14 protein-coding genes are annotated in these 17014 nt (G+C 48.7%); 6 read left to right on the top strand and 8 right to left on the bottom strand.

Translation table 11 applies throughout. The features are described 5' to 3' along the window. Positions 1-6: 6 nt before the first annotated feature. The 8 genes from UXZ23_RS05700 to pilG form a co-directional block, all read right to left on the bottom strand. The gene (locus tag UXZ23_RS05700) at positions 7-483 is read right to left on the bottom strand and encodes a chemotaxis protein CheW (RefSeq protein WP_320819664.1); all 477 of its coding nucleotides are present in this window, start codon (positions 481-483) and stop codon (positions 7-9) included. Further along, positions 410-1510: a chemotaxis protein CheB gene (locus tag UXZ23_RS05705; RefSeq protein ID WP_320819665.1), complete on the bottom strand. Its 1101-nt coding sequence runs from the start codon at positions 1508-1510 to the stop codon at positions 410-412. Before UXZ23_RS05705 ends, UXZ23_RS05700 begins: the two co-directional genes overlap by 74 nt. Next, positions 1511-7855, bottom strand: a complete 6345-nt coding sequence (locus UXZ23_RS05710) for an Hpt domain-containing protein (protein WP_320819666.1) — start codon at positions 7853-7855, stop codon at positions 1511-1513. Next, positions 7852-8745, bottom strand: a complete 894-nt coding sequence (locus UXZ23_RS05715; RefSeq protein WP_320819667.1) for a CheR family methyltransferase — start codon at positions 8743-8745, stop codon at positions 7852-7854. Before UXZ23_RS05715 ends, UXZ23_RS05710 begins: the two co-directional genes overlap by 4 nt. Positions 8746-8772: 27 nt before the next feature. Continuing rightward, positions 8773-10830, bottom strand: coding sequence for a methyl-accepting chemotaxis protein (locus tag UXZ23_RS05720; RefSeq protein WP_320819668.1), 2058 nt, complete (start codon positions 10828-10830; stop codon positions 8773-8775). Positions 10831-10910: 80 nt separating this feature from the next. Next, positions 10911-11438: a chemotaxis protein CheW gene (locus UXZ23_RS05725; RefSeq protein ID WP_320819669.1), complete on the bottom strand. Its 528-nt coding sequence runs from the start codon at positions 11436-11438 to the stop codon at positions 10911-10913. Further along, a complete protein-coding gene (pilH, locus tag UXZ23_RS05730; RefSeq protein WP_015485461.1) occupies positions 11435-11806 on the bottom strand; it encodes a twitching motility response regulator PilH in 372 nt (123 codons plus the stop codon). The genes UXZ23_RS05725 and pilH overlap by 4 nt, the downstream gene beginning before the upstream one ends. 36 nt (positions 11807-11842) lie before the next feature. Beyond that, positions 11843-12223, bottom strand: coding sequence for a twitching motility response regulator PilG (pilG, locus tag UXZ23_RS05735; RefSeq protein ID WP_320819670.1), 381 nt, complete (start codon positions 12221-12223; stop codon positions 11843-11845). 273 nt (positions 12224-12496) lie between these two features. On the opposite strand from pilG, the gene gshB reads away from it, so the two are divergent. The 6 genes from gshB to UXZ23_RS05765 form a co-directional block, all read left to right on the top strand. Further along, positions 12497-13441, top strand: coding sequence for a glutathione synthase (gshB, locus tag UXZ23_RS05740; RefSeq protein ID WP_320819671.1), 945 nt, complete (start codon positions 12497-12499; stop codon positions 13439-13441). A gap of 130 nt (positions 13442-13571) precedes the next feature. After that, positions 13572-14450, top strand: coding sequence for an energy transducer TonB (locus tag UXZ23_RS05745; RefSeq protein ID WP_320819672.1), 879 nt, complete (start codon positions 13572-13574; stop codon positions 14448-14450). Continuing rightward, the gene (locus UXZ23_RS05750; RefSeq protein ID WP_320819673.1) at positions 14450-15007 is read left to right on the top strand and encodes a YqgE/AlgH family protein; all 558 of its coding nucleotides are present in this window, start codon (positions 14450-14452) and stop codon (positions 15005-15007) included. Before UXZ23_RS05745 ends, UXZ23_RS05750 begins: the two co-directional genes overlap by 1 nt. Continuing rightward, the gene (ruvX, locus tag UXZ23_RS05755; RefSeq protein ID WP_320819674.1) at positions 15000-15461 is read left to right on the top strand and encodes a Holliday junction resolvase RuvX; all 462 of its coding nucleotides are present in this window, start codon (positions 15000-15002) and stop codon (positions 15459-15461) included. Before UXZ23_RS05750 ends, ruvX begins: the two co-directional genes overlap by 8 nt. Next, the gene (pyrR, locus tag UXZ23_RS05760) at positions 15458-15952 is read left to right on the top strand and encodes a bifunctional pyr operon transcriptional regulator/uracil phosphoribosyltransferase PyrR (RefSeq protein WP_320819675.1); all 495 of its coding nucleotides are present in this window, start codon (positions 15458-15460) and stop codon (positions 15950-15952) included. The genes ruvX and pyrR overlap by 4 nt, the downstream gene beginning before the upstream one ends. Positions 15953-16021: 69 nt before the next feature. Next, positions 16022-17014: aspartate carbamoyltransferase catalytic subunit (locus UXZ23_RS05765; RefSeq protein ID WP_320819676.1), on the top strand; the 993-nt coding region annotated here is incomplete at its 3' end.

A 17014-nucleotide genomic window follows, 5' to 3' on the forward strand; every position in this document is an offset into this window, starting at 1 on the left:
CAATCATCAAATTGCATCGAGAAGAGTAATCTCAACCCTCTCAAGGTCGGGGATCATAGCATTATCGCCATCCACCGTAACCGCCATACCGTCAAATGACCCCATATTCATTGCATCCACTTGCTGAATTTCGTCTTTATGAACGTGCATTAGCTTCGGGATACCTTGTACAAGGAGAGCGTAAAACGGCATATCCGCATGAGCACCAACGCCATTAACGATAATAAAGCGAGCATTTGGGTTAGGTGCTGGAGCGCTTTGGTTATTAAGCATTTCGTAACAGATCGCTGGCACTAAAGTGCCTCGCCAATCTATTCGCCCCAACACCCAGTCGGCGCTTGAGTTAGTCGTTAGCAAATGCGAGAACGGAATAACTTCCGCAACACTGACGTTCGGTAACAGTAAGTGTTTATCTTTGAGTGGAACCAGTAGGCAGTCTACTTGGATGTTCTTTTCCACTGTGGTTGTTACGACTTGTGTCATGAGTTTCTACCCAATGTTGTTTTACGCTCTGAACCAACTGCAATGCAAGCTGGTAAGGCGTTCCTATAAATGTCACTCGTCCGGTGCCTATTGCACTTTCAGGCATGGAGCCACTGGCACAATTTTCTGGGGTCTGTACCCATATATTTTCACAGCCACTTAAACCTAATACCGCTTCAGAACCGTCACTGCCCATTCCACTAAATAAAATACAATTAAATCTGTGCTGATAATGAGCATGGAGGTTAATCAATACCTGATCGATAGAAGGGCCATAAGGGCCTGGCCAAGCTTTGCCTAGTGTCTGGCATATGCCAGACGCTAGTATTTGAAATTCGTCTTCTATGGGTGCGACAAGTACATCACCAATCTGCAATTGCAGGCCGTTTTCAAAGTTACGCACATTGTACTGCCCATGACGACCGACAGCTGAACACAACGCATGCTCAAAACGAGGGTCAATATGCTGAGCATAAACAAATGCAATCGGCAGTCCGCTAGGCAAAGCATCTAAAAATTGCTTCACTGCCTCGGGGCCACCAATAGATGCACCCAATACCCATATTTGCAAAGGCTCCTGCGAGTCTGTGCGGGTTAGTACGTCTGGCAGTGGGATCGCTGGCAAAGCAGAATTAACGTTGTTTATGTCTTTCGCTGGCGCTCGATCCATCAAGATATCATCGGCACTTGCACCCAACGCTGGAGCGTGTGTAAGTTCACGCAGCTTGCAGAGCAGTCGCTTTTCCCAGCGCAGAAAGGTCGGGCAGCTTTTTTGCGGCGCTCGTTCCATTCCTATTAACACTGGGATATGACCATCTAACAGATGTTCGAGCCAATCGAGTGAATCGCCGTCTTCATAAATATCAACAAGCCATACATCGGTTTCTACCGTATGCAGTTGTAAATCACCGATGCGGTTGGGTTGCAGGTTAAATACCACCTTAAACCCCAATCGCACCAGCGTGTCGTTAAGCAGGTGCTGCTGCAGCCGGTCATCGGCTATTATGGCAACCCGCGACAATGACATTTAAGCGTCCTCGTTCCCCAAGAATGAATTAATACACGCTAACAAACGGTCTTCTTGGAACGGCTTACCTAGATATTCATTCACACCAATACTCATGGCCCGCTCGCGGTGTTTATCACCAGTACGAGAGGTAATCATAATAATCGGAATGTCTTTTAATCGAGCATCGTGGCGTACGAGAGACGCAACCTCGAAACCATCCATGCGCGGCATTTCGATATCCAGCAACATCACGTCTGGACGATGATCTTGCAATGTTTCCATCGCATGGACACCGTCTTTAGCCGTGAACACTTCCATTCCATGACGTTCAAGTAAGCGAGTCGTTACCTTACGTACAGTCACCGAGTCATCGACAACCAAGACGCGTGGTAAACGACGCTCTTGTTCGTGGCGACGTTCAGCTTCTTGCATATCGAGTGCTTTAGCGCGTTGATATTCCAAACTTGATTGAGTACGAATCATGGCTGGCAAATCAAGAATGATAACAACGCTACCATCCCCCAGAATGGTGCCGCCCGAAATACCCATCACGCTAGCAAACTGCGGACCTAAGCTCTTTACAACAATTTCACGCGAACCCAGCAGTGAATCGACTTGTAAGGCAAAAGGCACTGAGCCGCGGATTAACAACAGTGGTAGCGGTAAATGCTGAGCCGTTACTTTCGGTTGAGCTTCAACATCGAGCATCGCACCCAAATAATCCAAACGATAGTCGTTGCCAGCGTATTCAAAACGGCGCTCGCTAACGGGCTGTTCGTACAAGCTTTGCAGCTCTGCCACAGAAGCGCGCACGATACCTTGGATGTTGTTTAACGGTACGGCATATAAGTCATCACCAACGCGAACCATCAAGGCGCGATTTACCGATACGGTAAATGGCAGGCGAACTTCAAACTCGGTACCAATACCTGGATTGGAGCGAATCTCAACGCTACCACCCATTTGTTTAATTTCACTGCTGACGACGTCCATACCAACACCGCGACCAGAAATCTGAGTCACGACTTCTGCCGTTGAGAAGCCTGGCTGCAAAATAAATTGCATCACTTCTTCTTCGGTCAAACGGGCATCCGGCGTGGTCATTCCACGCTCAATAGCTTTACGACGAACGGCTTCTAAGTTGATACCTTTACCGTCATCACGCATGGTAAGAACGACATCACCGCCATCGCGGCGAATGTCGAGTTCAATGCTACCTTGTGCATCTTTACCGGATTGAAGGCGCTGTTCTGTGTGCTCAATACCATGATCGACGGCGTTACGAACCATATGTTCCAAAGGCGAGATCATGCGCTCAAGAATAGTGCGGTCCATTTCGCCTTCAGCGTTATAAACACGCAAATCAACCTGTTTGTTCAGCTCTAGGCTTACCTGACGCACGATACGACGTAGACGTGGCACCAAGCGCTGGAACGGCACCATGCGCGTTTTCATCAAGCCTTCTTGTAGCTCGGTATTCACACGGCTTTGTTGCAACAATAAGGTTTCAGCGTCGCGAGTTTTATGTGTGAGTGTGTCTTTCAGGTCGATCAAATCCGACGCCGATTCCATTAGCGCTCGCGACAACTGCTGCATCGACGAGTAGCGGTCCATTTCTAACGGATCGAAATCATCATAGTTAGGACCTTGACGCTCTTGACGGAATAGCACTTGCGCTTCGGTTTCTTGATCAAGACGACGTAACTGGTCGCGTAAACGCTCCAACGTCATATCCATATCGCCAAGCGTATGGGAAAAGTCGCTAACTTGCTGTTCCAAACGTCCACGACCAATCGCGGTTTCACCGGCAAGGTTAACCAAGTTATCAAGTAGATCTGCGGAGACTTTAACTAATTCAGTTGGTGCTTTACGTTGACTGTTCGCAGGGCTAGCAACCGCTTGAGCGGGTACTTTTGGCTGCTCACGACGTAATGGCAATACGTTGGAAGGCTTACTTTCAACCAGCGGTACTAAAGACTGCTCGCCAGTATCAACGTCACCATCGACAACTGCGGTATCGATAATATCGTCAGAGGTATTCTCTTCCACTTCGGCTACTGGCATTTCGTCAGCAACTTCAATTAAACGATCACCAGAGTCATGTGCAAGTGCGCCTTCGCCATTCAACATGGCAGCCAAAGCTTCAATGCGCACCACGATGGCGTCATGACGCTGGTAAGCGTGTTTAAAGAAAGCGTCATCACAACGGGCGTTGCGGTCTAACGCTTTCTGAATATCGGACTCGAAATCATGCGCAAGATCGCCGATATCCTTTAACCCAGATAGACGCGCGCCACCTTTGAGAGTGTGAAGTACACGTTGCGCTTCATCGGCTCCCGCACGGGAATCCGGTTCTTGTTCCCAATGATGCAAGGCGCGGTCAAGTGCTTCTTGTAGCTCACCCGCTTCTTCTAGAAAAATCTCAAGGATTTCACGATCAGCGTCATCGGCAGATTCAGAATGCACTGCGTCTTTCGCCATCGATTGAGGTACATACTCTGCAAAAGCTTCGGGCGTAGATACCGTCAAATAGCTATGAACTTCGGCGATCAACGCCGCTGCATCATCGGGTAAATCCCCACGACGCACTGCTTGCAACTGCTCAGCAAGGGTATCGTGAGCGCGCTGCAATAATGGGAATGTTGCTTCGTCGCGTTCAAGAACACCGTCATTCAAACGTTCGTACAGCGTTTCTAATTCATGACACAGAGCCGCTATTTCTGGCAGCTCCGCCATGCGCGCACCACCTTTCATGGTATGCAATTCACGCTGCAATTGCGCGACAGGTAGCAAGTTATCCGGCGACTGCTGCCAATTCTGTAAAACAGACTCTATGGTTTCTGATATTTCATCAGCTTCTTCCAAGAAGATATCGAGAATAAGATCGTCTTCTTCTTCCTCACGATCAACCTGCTCTTCCGAGCTAGTAACTTCAGGGAGCCACTCAACTTCTGCTGACTCAGGTTCTAGCGCGGCAATGTCGTCTTCTAATGAGTCAATCGCATCATTAACAGGTAACACCTCAATGACGGCTTCAGATTCATCTTCACCATCGGTCTCATCGAACTCAAAATCACCAGATGGAACAAAAGAGGGAGTCGTGATGACATTTAGCGGCCATTCATGCAAGCGACTCAGTGTTTCGGTTGCTGCTGGAATATCTTGACCAGCGGCCAAGCAATCCATCATACCCAACAATTCCTCATGGGCATTGGTAGCAAAATCAATCAACTCTTCAGACGGAGGGACGTCCTGTTCGCGAATGTTGATATAAAATTCTTCTAGGCCTTCTGTTAACGCCTGAACCATAGGCAATTCAGCTTCTTGAGCGCCTTGCGCTACAGAACCTAGATCATCAATCATTGCCGATAAGATCGAAGCATCGGCCGTGATTTGCCAACGCTGCAACAGGTCTTCCGCTTCTAGTAACGAATCCATACCACCGGATAAAAAACGCGCAATCGCTTCAGGATTAGGTGTCTGTGGATTTTGTTCATCCTGCAATGGTTTAAGCAGAGTCTGCTCTAGCTTACGTAAATGCTTTTGCAGCTTTTTAGAGCCATCAATGCTAGTTAGTGTTGCCAACTGCCCAGGTGATAACACACTGCGTAAAACCGCTTCACCTTGCTCTAAGACATCAATTAACGCGGTACAATTCTTCGCCTGATAAGCACGTAATTCTTTAACCAACCGCTCCATTGGCGACGCTATGTCTGCAAATGCTGTTAAGCCCGCCATGTGAGCACTGCCCTTCAAGGTATGAAGAGCACGCTGGAGATCATCGCTGATAGGATTTAAAAAATCGTTATCCCACGAGTCACGAATAAAGGCATTTACAGTCGCCAGATGAACTTCTGCTTCACCAATAAATATATCGATAAGCGCTAAATCATCTTCGTCTAACTCTCGAGCAGACGTATCAAACTCTTCGAATTCGTCGCCGCCTTCTTCTGCTACTTCCGCCAATGCAATTGCGCCGACAATCGGCAAGTCACTAGCGTCTTCGCCTTTGGCGATTGCGAAAGCGAAATCCATCAAAGGTTGCGGATCGATAGAGGGCGCTTGCTGCAAACGGAAATCTTCAACTAATCCTGGAAGCAAAGTAATGACATGATCAACCAAGGCTAACAGCGGAGCGGATATTTCGATCGTTTCGTCCAATACACGATTGAACATATTTTCAATCGACCAAGACAGCTCGCCAATATCCATCGCGCGGACCATACGACCACTGCCCTTTAGGGTATGGAAAGCGCGACGTACTGTACTTAGCGCTTCCTGATCATCATTTTGGGCGCTAAAAGTAGGCCAGCTGTCATTTAAGGTTTCGATAACCTCGGCGGCTTCTTCCAAAAAGACTTCGATGATCTCTTCATCGATTAAATCATCGTCTTCGTCACTTTGAGTCACGACCGAAGTAGCACCCAAAGGTGTCTCGGCATTCGCTTCAACAACCTCGATCTCTTCTACGTCATCGCTATCTGTAAGTTCAAGGACCGGCGCTAAATCTTCTAATTCAATCGTTTCTTCGTCGTTATCGGCATCTAAGCCAAATGCATCGTTATCATTCTCTGCCTCGTCTTCGGCATCCAATGCATCGTTAAATGAAGTCACCTCAATGCTGTCATCAACGCTATTAGCGCTGGTAAAAACATCATTTAATAATTCACTACCCGCATCCTCAGTCGAATCGCCGTCACGAACTAAATCGGCTGACAACATCAAATGGCCCAACGCATTTTCAACGCGAGTCAGCAACTGATCATCCGTGCCTTCTGCAACATCGGCATAACGTTCAAGATAGTATTCGGTTCCACTTAGTACTTCGGCCAGCAAATCCATCAACTGCCAATCTTGCTTCGGCGAAGCAACCAGCAGCGCTTGCTCTACAAACGTTGCCAACTCCGCCAATACCGCTGCAACTCGAGGCAGAGGTATCATATTTATTGAACCTTCAGTGCTATGCAGCAAGCTCGGCACTGCAGATAACTCTGCAGGCGACCATTGATGCGCGATAAAGGCAACAATCGCATCCTTAATCTGTTCAATAACGTTGCGAGCTTCACGTAGAACGGCTTTTTGCGCGTCCGACATAGCACTATCGCTTGGCGTGCTATTTAAATCACCAGCACGTTGCATACCACTCAGCGTTGCTTCGACGTAGAGCAAGGCTCCCGCAACATCCAATAATGCATCATCGCTTGCATCGTCGTTTTCAAGAAGGACTAAGATAGCTTGCTCTTGTTCCTGCATCACCTTACGCGGCATCCCCAAACCAAGCATACCCATAGTGTCGGCAATCTGCTTGATACTCACGCGAACATCGTTAAGTACTGGCACACGCTCTTGCGAACCGCGCACCAATAAATCTAAGCGTTCTTTAATGGCATTAATTTCATCAATTAAAGCAGTAAGCGCGCTACCAATCGCATCTGAACCAGGGCCAGCGAACGCATCACGTTCGTGCTGTAGCTCGTCTTCAGTCGGTAAGGAATCGTGTAATTCAAAGCGCTTCTGAACCAAACGAATAGCATCGCCGCGAGTATCTGTGCGTGCCACATAAAACAATAAATTCTTTAGTAAATCGTCAGCAGGTGGTCGATTAAGTGCAGACGCCCCTTCATCGACGGCCTGCTTCAATACTTGATCCAACTGGCGCAACAGAACTTTGGCACTTTTTGGTAAACTATCCTGACGCATCAGCCATTCACTAAACGCCAAAGCGGGTAACCAGATAACACCTTGCGGCGTTCCGCCTAACGCTTTATTCAAACGCGCAAATAGCTTATTCAGATAATGACGAGCGAGATCGGGTTCGCGATTTTGCAACAGCTGCAAAGTTGCAGCCTGCATCATTTGGCGGGTCTTACGCAGCCATTGCGAAAAATTGCCGGCATCAAATGCGGCTAACTGCTCAGCCGATAAAATAGGATTGTGAGCAATAACGGGGGTAAACAATGAGGTTTCAGACAGAAAGTTTTCACCGCGAGTGGAGCGCAGTTCATTCAAAATTGGTAACAAGACAACCGGTAAATCACGTCGACCAATCTTAACGTGCTCAAGGTAATGCGGCAGCTGGATAATAGCCTGCATCAATACCTCTAAGCCGTCTTGTTCATGACTGAGTGCGCCAGACGCTAGATCACTTGCTACCGCTTCCATTTCTTCGGCCAGCAATGCAGCGCCATAGAATTCAACCATCTGCAGCGTGCCGTGCACTTGGTGCAGGTAGCTTAAACAGAAACTCAAACGGCTCTTGTCTTGGGGCTGCTCTACATACAATTCTAACGCTTGCTGCGCCTGTTGCAGAGTTTCTTTGATTTCCCCTTTTACCCATTCCAGGGCGATGTAGTCCTGACTCATCGCCTTGCGCTCTCCCATGACGAGTTCGATTGCTTACGCACAAAGGCCGATACGCGGCTGCTGTGTACCTGTTCTAATAACGGATGTTGCCAGTCCACCATTTCCCCCAGACCGATGACCAATAAGCCACCGGGAGCAAGGCGCTGAGCCAGCGCATCAAGAATTTCTCGGCGCCGCCAGCGACGAAAGTAAATCAGCACGTTTTGACAGTAGATAATGTGCTGAGATTGCAGCGGACAGCTCTTGAGATTAAGAATATTGACCTGACTGAAACAGCAGCGCGAGCGCAACCGTTCAGCGATCTGAAATTTTTTCGCATTTTGACCTGCAATCACATGATCGCGGTATAGTTCTGGAATTCGCTCTAACGCACGAATTGAATAAACGCCAGCTCGTGCCTTACGCAAAACTATGGTCGATATGTCTGTGCCAGTAACCGCATAGCACCCACCAAAAGGTTCTAATAAACGCTCAGCTAGCATCGACAAACTGTAAGCCTCTTCCCCAGAAGAACAGCCAACACTCCACAATCCCACGGTCTGACCGGATTGTTGCAAGCTAGGTGCATGAGCTTGTAAGTACTCCTCAACCAAAGCAAAAGCATCTGGATCACGGAAAAAACGTGTTTCTTGCACGGTTAAACGATCAACCAAAACACTCCATTCCATGACGCCGGCTGGACCATCAAGCAGCATCTGATAGTACGCATCGTAATCTCGACAACCGACTTCGAGCATGCGCAAACCTAGACTTGTCTGCAAAAATGAGCGGCGCTGAATTGGCATGCACATACCCGTTCGTTCTTCTAGCAATGCTTGCCAGCGAACGAACTGCTGGTCATCCAGTTCAGGGACAGTACTCAAACCTATCGTGCGTAACGGCTGATTCATAGGCGTTCATCCGCCGCTAGAAGCGCGTTACAGCGCTTCTCGCTCGCCCAAGTCAAAGTCGGAAGCCTCTGGCAGCTTAAAGCCTGCCACTGATTCACGTAGCATGTTCGCCATTTCAGCAAGGTTACCAATCGAACGTGCCGTTGCAGTGGTACCGGCAGACGTTTGCGAGGTAATTTCTTGAATAACATTCATCGTATTCGAAATATGACCCGCAGACGAAGCCTGCTGACGCGCGGCGTTAGAGATGTTTTGAATCAATTCCGCAAGGTTCTTCGATACGGTTTCAATTTCTTCAAGAGCAACACCCGCATCTTGCGCTAGGCGTGCACCACGCACCACTTCCGTCGTGGTTTGTTCCATCGAGATAACGGCTTCGTTGGTATCGTTCTGAATCGTCTTAACCAGAGCTTCAATCTGCTTGGTTGCCGCAGCTGAACGTTCTGCTAGACGCTGAACTTCGTCCGCAACTACCGCGAAGCCTCGACCCGCATCACCAGCCATCGAAGCCTGAATAGCGGCGTTCAACGACAGAATGTTGGTTTGGTCAGCAATATCAGTAATCAAAGAGATGATGTCACCAATCTCCTGTGACGATTCACCCAGACGTTTAATACGTTTAGACGTTTCTTGAATCTGCTCACGGATGTTATCCATGCCGTTGATGGTCGCTTGTACCACTTCAGCACCTTTATTCGCGATCGCAACCGACCGCTCCGCAACCGCAGACGATTCAGAGGCGTTCGCCGATACTTGGTCAATCGACACCGCCATTTCGTTAATCGCAGCAGAAGCACCGGCAATCTCTTGCGCTTGGTGTTCAGATGCTTCAGCCAAATGCATTGCCGTTGCCTGTGTTTCTTGTGCCGCTGACGATACCTGTACCGCGGTTTCGTTGATCGCAGATACCAACGAGCGCATCTGATCGATGGCGTAGTTGATCGCGTCAGCAATCGCACCCGTGAAATCTTCGGTTACCGTTGCAGAAGCCGCCAAATCACCATCTGCAAGATCGGCAATTTCATCGAGAAGACGTAAAATCGCGACTTGGTTTTGGTCACTCTGACGTTGCGTATCTTCTTGATTACGGCGCGTTTCACGAATAGACACAGCACCCATGCCCACTAAAGACATCAAGGCTAAGAAAGCGGCTAAGTAACCGATCAACTGCAAACGTCCGCGCTGTTCAGCATTACTTTGAATGGTTTCAGTCAAAGTCGATGTTTGCTCTAACAGAGTCTGAGAATCACGGAAGATGCTATCCGATGCTTCACGCACCTGAAATAATTCTGGCGAAGTTTCCAAAATCTCATCCACCGAACCCGATACAAATTCAAACAACTCAGCAACTTCGGCTAAAGCGTAGATAGCTTCTTCGTTGGTGACTTGTGAAATGTTCATGGCAATATTGCCTTGAATCATACCGTTTAATACCCGACCGAATAACGACGCATCTCGACCGAAAGCATCCGCAGCCATTACCGCATCTTCACCACCAGTAAGTACTTTGTTGACCGAACGTACAATACGCTCAGCTAACCAAGACTGACGCTGAGCAACTGCAACCTGCTCGGCCGGAGCACCACTATCGAGGAGTAGCTCTACAATCTCGTCATACTCAACCTGCAACTGCGGAATTGTTTCTGCCAGTGTTGCCGCAACTTCGTGCAACGACAGAATAATTTCTTGTGATCGAATAATTTGGTCAGCGTTACCTTGTACAGTTTCCCATACACCTTGCACGCCGGTCATAGTGGCTACTTCTGCTGCCGGTAAATTATTCGCCGTATCACCCTTGGTTAAATAAACCCAACGAGTCGCAAACTTATCACGCGCTTCACGTAATTGACCGAAGGCGTCTTCTTTACCGCCCGCTGCTTCCACCGCGTTTTTAGCCAATTCCTGAGACAGTACTCGCAATTCACCTGCGTGTTCGATGTACTGTTCATCACGATCCGCCAGAATGTTTACCCAGACGGTGATACCAACGAACACCCCCAGAAAAACCACCAGCAGGGCCGCCAGAATACTATTTGCCCGGTTACTGAACGCTGTTGAATTAGCGCTACTTGTATTTCCGCTCATGCCGTCCTCTCCAACTCACTGCATGCATTTCATTTATATCTGCCTTAAAGAAGGCAGGTTTATTCTTGTTTTAACCGAATTTATACGGCGATGTGCAGGAATTCCGGCGATTGAGTTATTCCACTCAATTGAAGTACCGGCCAAACTCGACCATCTCGGCCAAATCCTCTTTCCACAAATCTCACCAATGACTCTGGCAAATCTGTGACAGGCACTTCCCGGTCAACCGGAAAGGTCTGCATCCCCAATACAGCATCCACTAACAAACCAACTAAATGATCGTTCTGCTCGATCACCAATACACGCTGACTCCGCCATCCAGTTTTCACCGGCAGATTAAGTAATCCTGCCAGATCCATTACTGAGACCATGCGTCCGCGAACATTGGCAATACCCATCACCCAATTTTTAACACCGGGCACCCGAGTTACGCGCGGTGGCTGCAGAATTTCTACAACCTCCGCCATATTCGCAACATAGGATTGCCCAGCGAGCATAAAACCAATACCACGCCATGTTGCAACGCTTTCTACCTGCTGCGGCAATGCCGACGCATTGAAACGGCTCTGCTGTTCAATGTTTTGCAGGTATTCAAACGGGTGCATCATTCATCAACCGCCCGAACAGCTTCAATTTCAGACAAGAGTCGAGCCTCCGTCACAGGCTTAACCAGATAGCCAGAAGCTCCCTGACGCTTGCCCCAGACGCGATCCGTTTCTTGATCTTTGGTGGTCACGATAATGACGGGAATGTGTTTCGTCTCCGGATTGCGGGTTAACTGACGCGTCGCCTGAAAGCCATTAAGGCCGGGCATAACGATATCCATCAATACCACATCCGGTTTCTCTTGACGGGCGACAGCCACACCATCAGCACCGTTTTCTGCATTCAGCACCTCATGGCCATGCTTCTCCAGCACGGAACGGAAAGCTTCCGTCTCTGTTGGAGAATCATCCACTACTAAAATGCGAGCCATGCCTGCTACCCCTTACCTAATTCTATCGATGTCGTGTTACTTAACGTACTGGCGAATAGAGCCAAGCAGTTCTTCTTTACTGAACGGCTTAGTCAAATATTCATCAGAACCTACGATACGTCCCTTGGACTTATCGAACAGACCATCTTTACTTGAAAGCATTATGACTGGTGTAGATTTAAATTTAGAATTATTTTTAATCAACGCACACGTCTGATAACCATCCAAACGCGGCATCATAATATCGACGAAAATAATATCTGGATTGGTGTCGGCAATTTTTGCCAATGCATCAAAACCATCTGTCGCTGTAAATACTTCACAGCCGACTTTTTTTAGCAAGGTCTCCGCCGTGCGGCGAATCGTCTTACTGTCGTCGATCACCATGACCTTAATATCTTGAAAATTCTCGTCCATAGGGAGGCCTTCAACCATCCAATTCTTTGTTTTTTTAGTAGGTGCCCTAGGGCTAGAACAAGTCTTGCCATAAGGTAATTTCATTTGGCCGATTAACACGAAGCGCCGCTAAAAATTACCATCCCCAAAGCCGCATAGACATTGCTGTGCACTTTTGTACCATACATTAAGAGGGCAGGCTAGCGGCGGCGGTCGCAAATCTCGGCTACATAAGGGCTGAGCATGCGGTACACTGGGACACGCATCACAAAATAGAACTCTTTCGGAGCCCATATGAGTATCAAGCTTGGCATCGTCATGGACCCTATCGGTCAAATCAACTTCAAAAAAGATACCTCCCTGGCACTATTAAATGCAGCGCAAGAACGCGGCTGCGAATTGTTTTATATGGAACAGGCCGATTTATCCATCCAAGCGGGCCGAGCATACGGACGCATGGCACCGATAAAAGTCGCGATGAACCCAGATCACTGGTTTGATCTGGGTGAATACCAAGACCGCTTACTTGCCGATCTCGACATTATTTTAATGCGCAAAGACCCTCCGTTCGATGGTGAATTCATTTACAGCACCTACATTCTTGAACGCGCAGAACAAGAAGGCGTACTGGTTGCAAATAAGCCGCAAAGCCTGCGCGACTGTAACGAGAAGGTTTTTGCTACCGCCTTCGCAGATTTGATGTCGCCAACCATAGTGACTCGCCGTTCGGACCTACTAAAACAGTTTCACCGCGAGCACGGCGACGTTATTTTCAAACCGCTTGATGGTATGGGTGGCTCGTCCATTTTCCGTCTAAGACAAGACGACCCTAATGTCAGCGTCATCATAGAAACACTGACTAACCATGGTCAGCAGCAAATCATGGCACAGCGCTTTATTCCTGATATTACCGCTGGTGATAAGCGTATTTTGATGATTGATGGTGAACCGGTTCCCTACTGTTTAGCTCGCATCCCAGCCGATGGCGAAACCCGTGGTAATTTAGCGGCCGGTGGCCGCGGCGTCACTCAGCCGTTGTCTGATAGCGACCGCGCAATTGCCGAGAAGATAGGTCCAGAACTGAAGGCGCGCGGATTGTACTTTGTAGGCTTAGATATCATCGGCAACTACGTCACTGAAATTAACGTCACAAGCCCTACCTGTGTGCGCGAAATCAGTCGTGATAGCGGCATTGATGTCGCCACTCAATTGATTGACGCTTTATTAGCTAAACGTTAACGCAAAAACGCCGCGCAATCACGCGCGGCGTAGCCTGTCTGATGGTGTGCCTCGGTGGACAAAACTGCCCAATAAGCGCAGACTTGCAGCAGATTTTTCCACTGTGATAAGAACGGGTAAACCTGCACGCATGGCTGAAACCACCGTGACCAGTACAGACAGACTCACCTTTGCGCTATTTCTCGCGATATTAGTGCACGCCATGGTAGTTCTGGGCATCAGCTTTCAAGCCAGCGACCGCAGCAGCATAGCGTCAACGCTAGAGATCACGCTCGCCGCTTATAGAAGTGATAAAGCGCCGGAAAAAGCTGACTTCCTCGCCCAAGAGAATCAAGAAGGCAGCGGCACCCTCGATGAAGCCAAAATGCTCACCACCGACGTCGAGGCTGTTTTCCACGCCAATGAAATTCGTGACAACGTTGCCAAAGAGCAAATCCCGACCGCTCCGAAGCAAAATGACGTCACACGCCAACAAATAGTCACTGCGACCAAAAGCGTTACCAAACAAGAAACCAGTCGCCCGGACGAAACGGTAACCCCAAGCGATCTACCTGAAGGTCCGCAAAAAAGTTTATTGCAGCGCAGCTTAGAAATGGCCAGTTTAGAGGCCAAGCTTGATAGCTTGCGTCAAACCTACGCTAAACAGCCGCGAGTTCAGCGCTTAACAGCCGCATCGACCATGAAAGCCAGTGACGCTTACTACGTAAATAGCTGGCGTCATAAAGTCGAACAGATGGGCGCCATTAATTATCCGCGCGAAGCCGAGAACTGTTACAACGACTGTCGCTTGCGGATTCTAGTTGCCATCAATCCCAACGGCACTATTAACGAATTGCGAATATTAGAGTCTTCGGGGCGCAAAATTCTTGATGATGCGGCTCTGCGAATCGTGCGTCTCGCTGCTCCCTTTGCTCCTTTTTCAGAGGAAATGCGCAGCGATATGGATTTACTCGAAATCATTCGAACTTGGCAGTTCAAAGGCAACCGCTACCTTTCGGGCACTGAGTAATGAAAGAAATCAAAAGCCTGCGCAATCATCTCTTAATAGCCATGCCGCAACTCGAAGACACTTGGTTTGCGGGTACCGTCACTTATATGTGTGAACACAACCAAGACGGCGCCATGGGCGTGGTACTCAATCGCCCTTTGGATTTCGATTTTGCTGAAGTCTGCGACCAACTCGAAATCCCTCGCTTGCCATCCGTAAATGCAGAAATATTGTGTGGTGGCCCCGTCAGCCAAGAAAATGGTTTTATCCTGCATCGTGAACAAGGCAATTGGGAATCCACGCTCAATGTTACCGAGCAATCACATCTAACATCTTCTAAAGATATTCTTGAAGCGATCGCCACGGGCGCCGGGCCTCGGCATTATTTGCTGGGATTAGGCTATGCAGGCTGGAGTGCGCAGCAGCTCGATAAAGAGCTACGCGAAAACTCATGGATTACGTTAGAGGCCACACCAGAGCTGATATTCGAAACGGACATCCACGATCTTTACAACATAGCTCTAAGCACACTAGGCATTAGTGCCGAATTTTTAAGCAGCGATGCCGGCCATGCCTGAGATAGTTATTCCGGAACGTTTCAATAGTTTTATGGGATTCGATTTTGGCACTCAGCGCATAGGCATCGCCATTGGCCAGCGCATTACAGCAAGTGCCAATCCGTTAGCACCGATCAAAGCGCGAGATGGCGTGCCGGATTGGGACCTATTGCAACGTATTGTCACTGAATGGCAGCCGGATGCTTTTATTGTCGGATTACCACTCAATATGGACGGTAGTGATAGCGAAATGAGTCGCCGTGCGGCAAAATTCGCCAAACGACTTGAAGGCCGTTTTCATCGTCCTGCTTATACGCACGATGAACGTCTGACAAGCTATGAAGCAAAAGGTATCGTTATTGCTGAAGGCGGAAATAGAAACTTCGGCGAAAACTCGGTCGACGGTATTGCTGCCCAACTAATACTAGAAAGCTGGATGACCGCACATCCCCGCGAGCAAGGAGAATCTAGATGAATTTGCCCGATATTGAACAAACGTGTGAATCGTTAGGCGAACAAATCAAAACCTTCGCCGCCGAGCGTGGTTTAGACGATCCTCTTTTGGTTGGCATCCGCACGGGTGGAGTTTGGGTCGCCCAGCGCCTGCAACAGTATTTAAATCCAAACGCTGACATCAGCGTGTTGGATATCAGTTTTTATCGCGATGACTTCACTCGTCACGGTTTGCACCCGCAAGTAAAAGGGTCGGAACTGCCAGACAGCATTGAAGATCGCCACATTATTTTAGTCGATGACGTCATCATGAGCGGCCGTACCATTCGCGCCGCCATGAACGAGTTATTTGATTATGGTCGCCCAGCCAGTATTAGCCTAGTGTGCCTACTGGATATCGGCCGTCGTGAACTGCCAATTCAGCCAGATTTATGCGGTGCTACCATCGCCTTAAACGAAGGTCAATTGATCAAGTTAGGTGGGCCGAACCCGCTGACATTATCGTTGGCTTGAGCGCATAAACGACGCAGATCACAACCGAATTTTAACGCTTATTATCTACAACTTATAAAGTAGTGCCCTATGACTACCGATCCCAGCAAGGTTCAGTTGACGGAAGACGGACGCCTGAAACATTTCCTCACCACGGAAGGACTCAGCCGCGAACTGCTTACCGAAATTCTCGATACCGCCGATTCGTTTATCAGTACACAAGAGCGTGCGGTAAAAACCGTTCCTCTGTTGCGCGGTAAAACCGTGGTAAACCTGTTCTTTGAAAACAGTACGCGCACACGTTCAACATTCGAGCTAGCAGCCAAGCGCTTATCAGCAGACATTCTAAATTTAGATATCGCTAAGTCTGCTACGGCGAAAGGCGAAACGTTGATGGACACTTTGTGGAATCTAGAGGCGATGTACAGCGATATGTTCGTTGTACGCCATGCAGATTCCGGTGCGGCACACTTTATTGCCGAACACGTAACACCGAACGTTGCCATTATCAATGCTGGTGACGGACGCCATGCGCATCCAACCCAAGCCATGCTCGATATGCTCACCATTCGCCGCCATACCGGCAGTATTGAAGGCAAGGTCGTCGCCATCGTAGGGGATATTTTGCACTCACGCGTTGCCCGCTCACAGATTCATGCTCTGCGCACACTCGGCGCTGCGGAAGTGCGCGTTATTGGCCCAGGTACATTGCTACCACGAGACATCGATGCGTTAGGCGCACGACCTTTTTACAACATGAATCAAGGCCTAGCGGACTGCGATGTAGTTATCATGCTGCGTCTGCAAAAAGAGCGTATGCAAAATGCTTTATTGCCTAGCGAAAGCGAATTTTTCAAGCTGTATGGCTTAACCGAAGAAAAGTTAGCCCTAGCCAAACCAGGTGCCATCGTCATGCATCCGGGGCCGATTAACCGCGGCGTGGAAATTGAATCCGCTGTTGCCGATGGCCCGCAATCCGTCATTCTTAACCAAGTTAGCTACGGCATTGCCGTACGTATGGCCGTCATGGCAATGGCCATGAGCGGCCAACAATCAGCACAAATGATCGACGAGGACGGCGCG

The sequence above is a fragment of the Thalassolituus sp. genome (genome assembly GCF_034111725.1).
Taxonomy (GTDB): Bacteria; Pseudomonadota; Gammaproteobacteria; order Pseudomonadales; family Oceanobacteraceae; genus Thalassolituus.

Coding starts and splice junctions, on each gene's coding strand:
- gshB (WP_320819671.1), top strand. CDS start 12,497: ATGAGTATCAAGCTTGGCATCGTCATGGACCCTATCGGTCAAATCAAC.
- UXZ23_RS05710 (WP_320819666.1), bottom strand. CDS start 7,855: ATGAGTCAGGACTACATCGCCCTGGAATGGGTAAAAGGGGAAATCAAA.
- UXZ23_RS05750 (WP_320819673.1), top strand. CDS start 14,450: ATGAAAGAAATCAAAAGCCTGCGCAATCATCTCTTAATAGCCATGCCG.
- ruvX (WP_320819674.1), top strand. CDS start 15,000: ATGCCTGAGATAGTTATTCCGGAACGTTTCAATAGTTTTATGGGATTC.
- UXZ23_RS05745 (WP_320819672.1), top strand. CDS start 13,572: ATGGCTGAAACCACCGTGACCAGTACAGACAGACTCACCTTTGCGCTA.
- UXZ23_RS05705 (WP_320819665.1), bottom strand. CDS start 1,510: ATGTCATTGTCGCGGGTTGCCATAATAGCCGATGACCGGCTGCAGCAG.
- UXZ23_RS05715 (WP_320819667.1), bottom strand. CDS start 8,745: ATGAATCAGCCGTTACGCACGATAGGTTTGAGTACTGTCCCTGAACTG.
- UXZ23_RS05700 (WP_320819664.1), bottom strand. CDS start 483: ATGACACAAGTCGTAACAACCACAGTGGAAAAGAACATCCAAGTAGAC.
- UXZ23_RS05725 (WP_320819669.1), bottom strand. CDS start 11,438: ATGATGCACCCGTTTGAATACCTGCAAAACATTGAACAGCAGAGCCGT.
- pilG (WP_320819670.1), bottom strand. CDS start 12,223: ATGGACGAGAATTTTCAAGATATTAAGGTCATGGTGATCGACGACAGT.
- pilH (WP_015485461.1), bottom strand. CDS start 11,806: ATGGCTCGCATTTTAGTAGTGGATGATTCTCCAACAGAGACGGAAGCT.
- pyrR (WP_320819675.1), top strand. CDS start 15,458: ATGAATTTGCCCGATATTGAACAAACGTGTGAATCGTTAGGCGAACAA.
- UXZ23_RS05720 (WP_320819668.1), bottom strand. CDS start 10,830: ATGAGCGGAAATACAAGTAGCGCTAATTCAACAGCGTTCAGTAACCGG.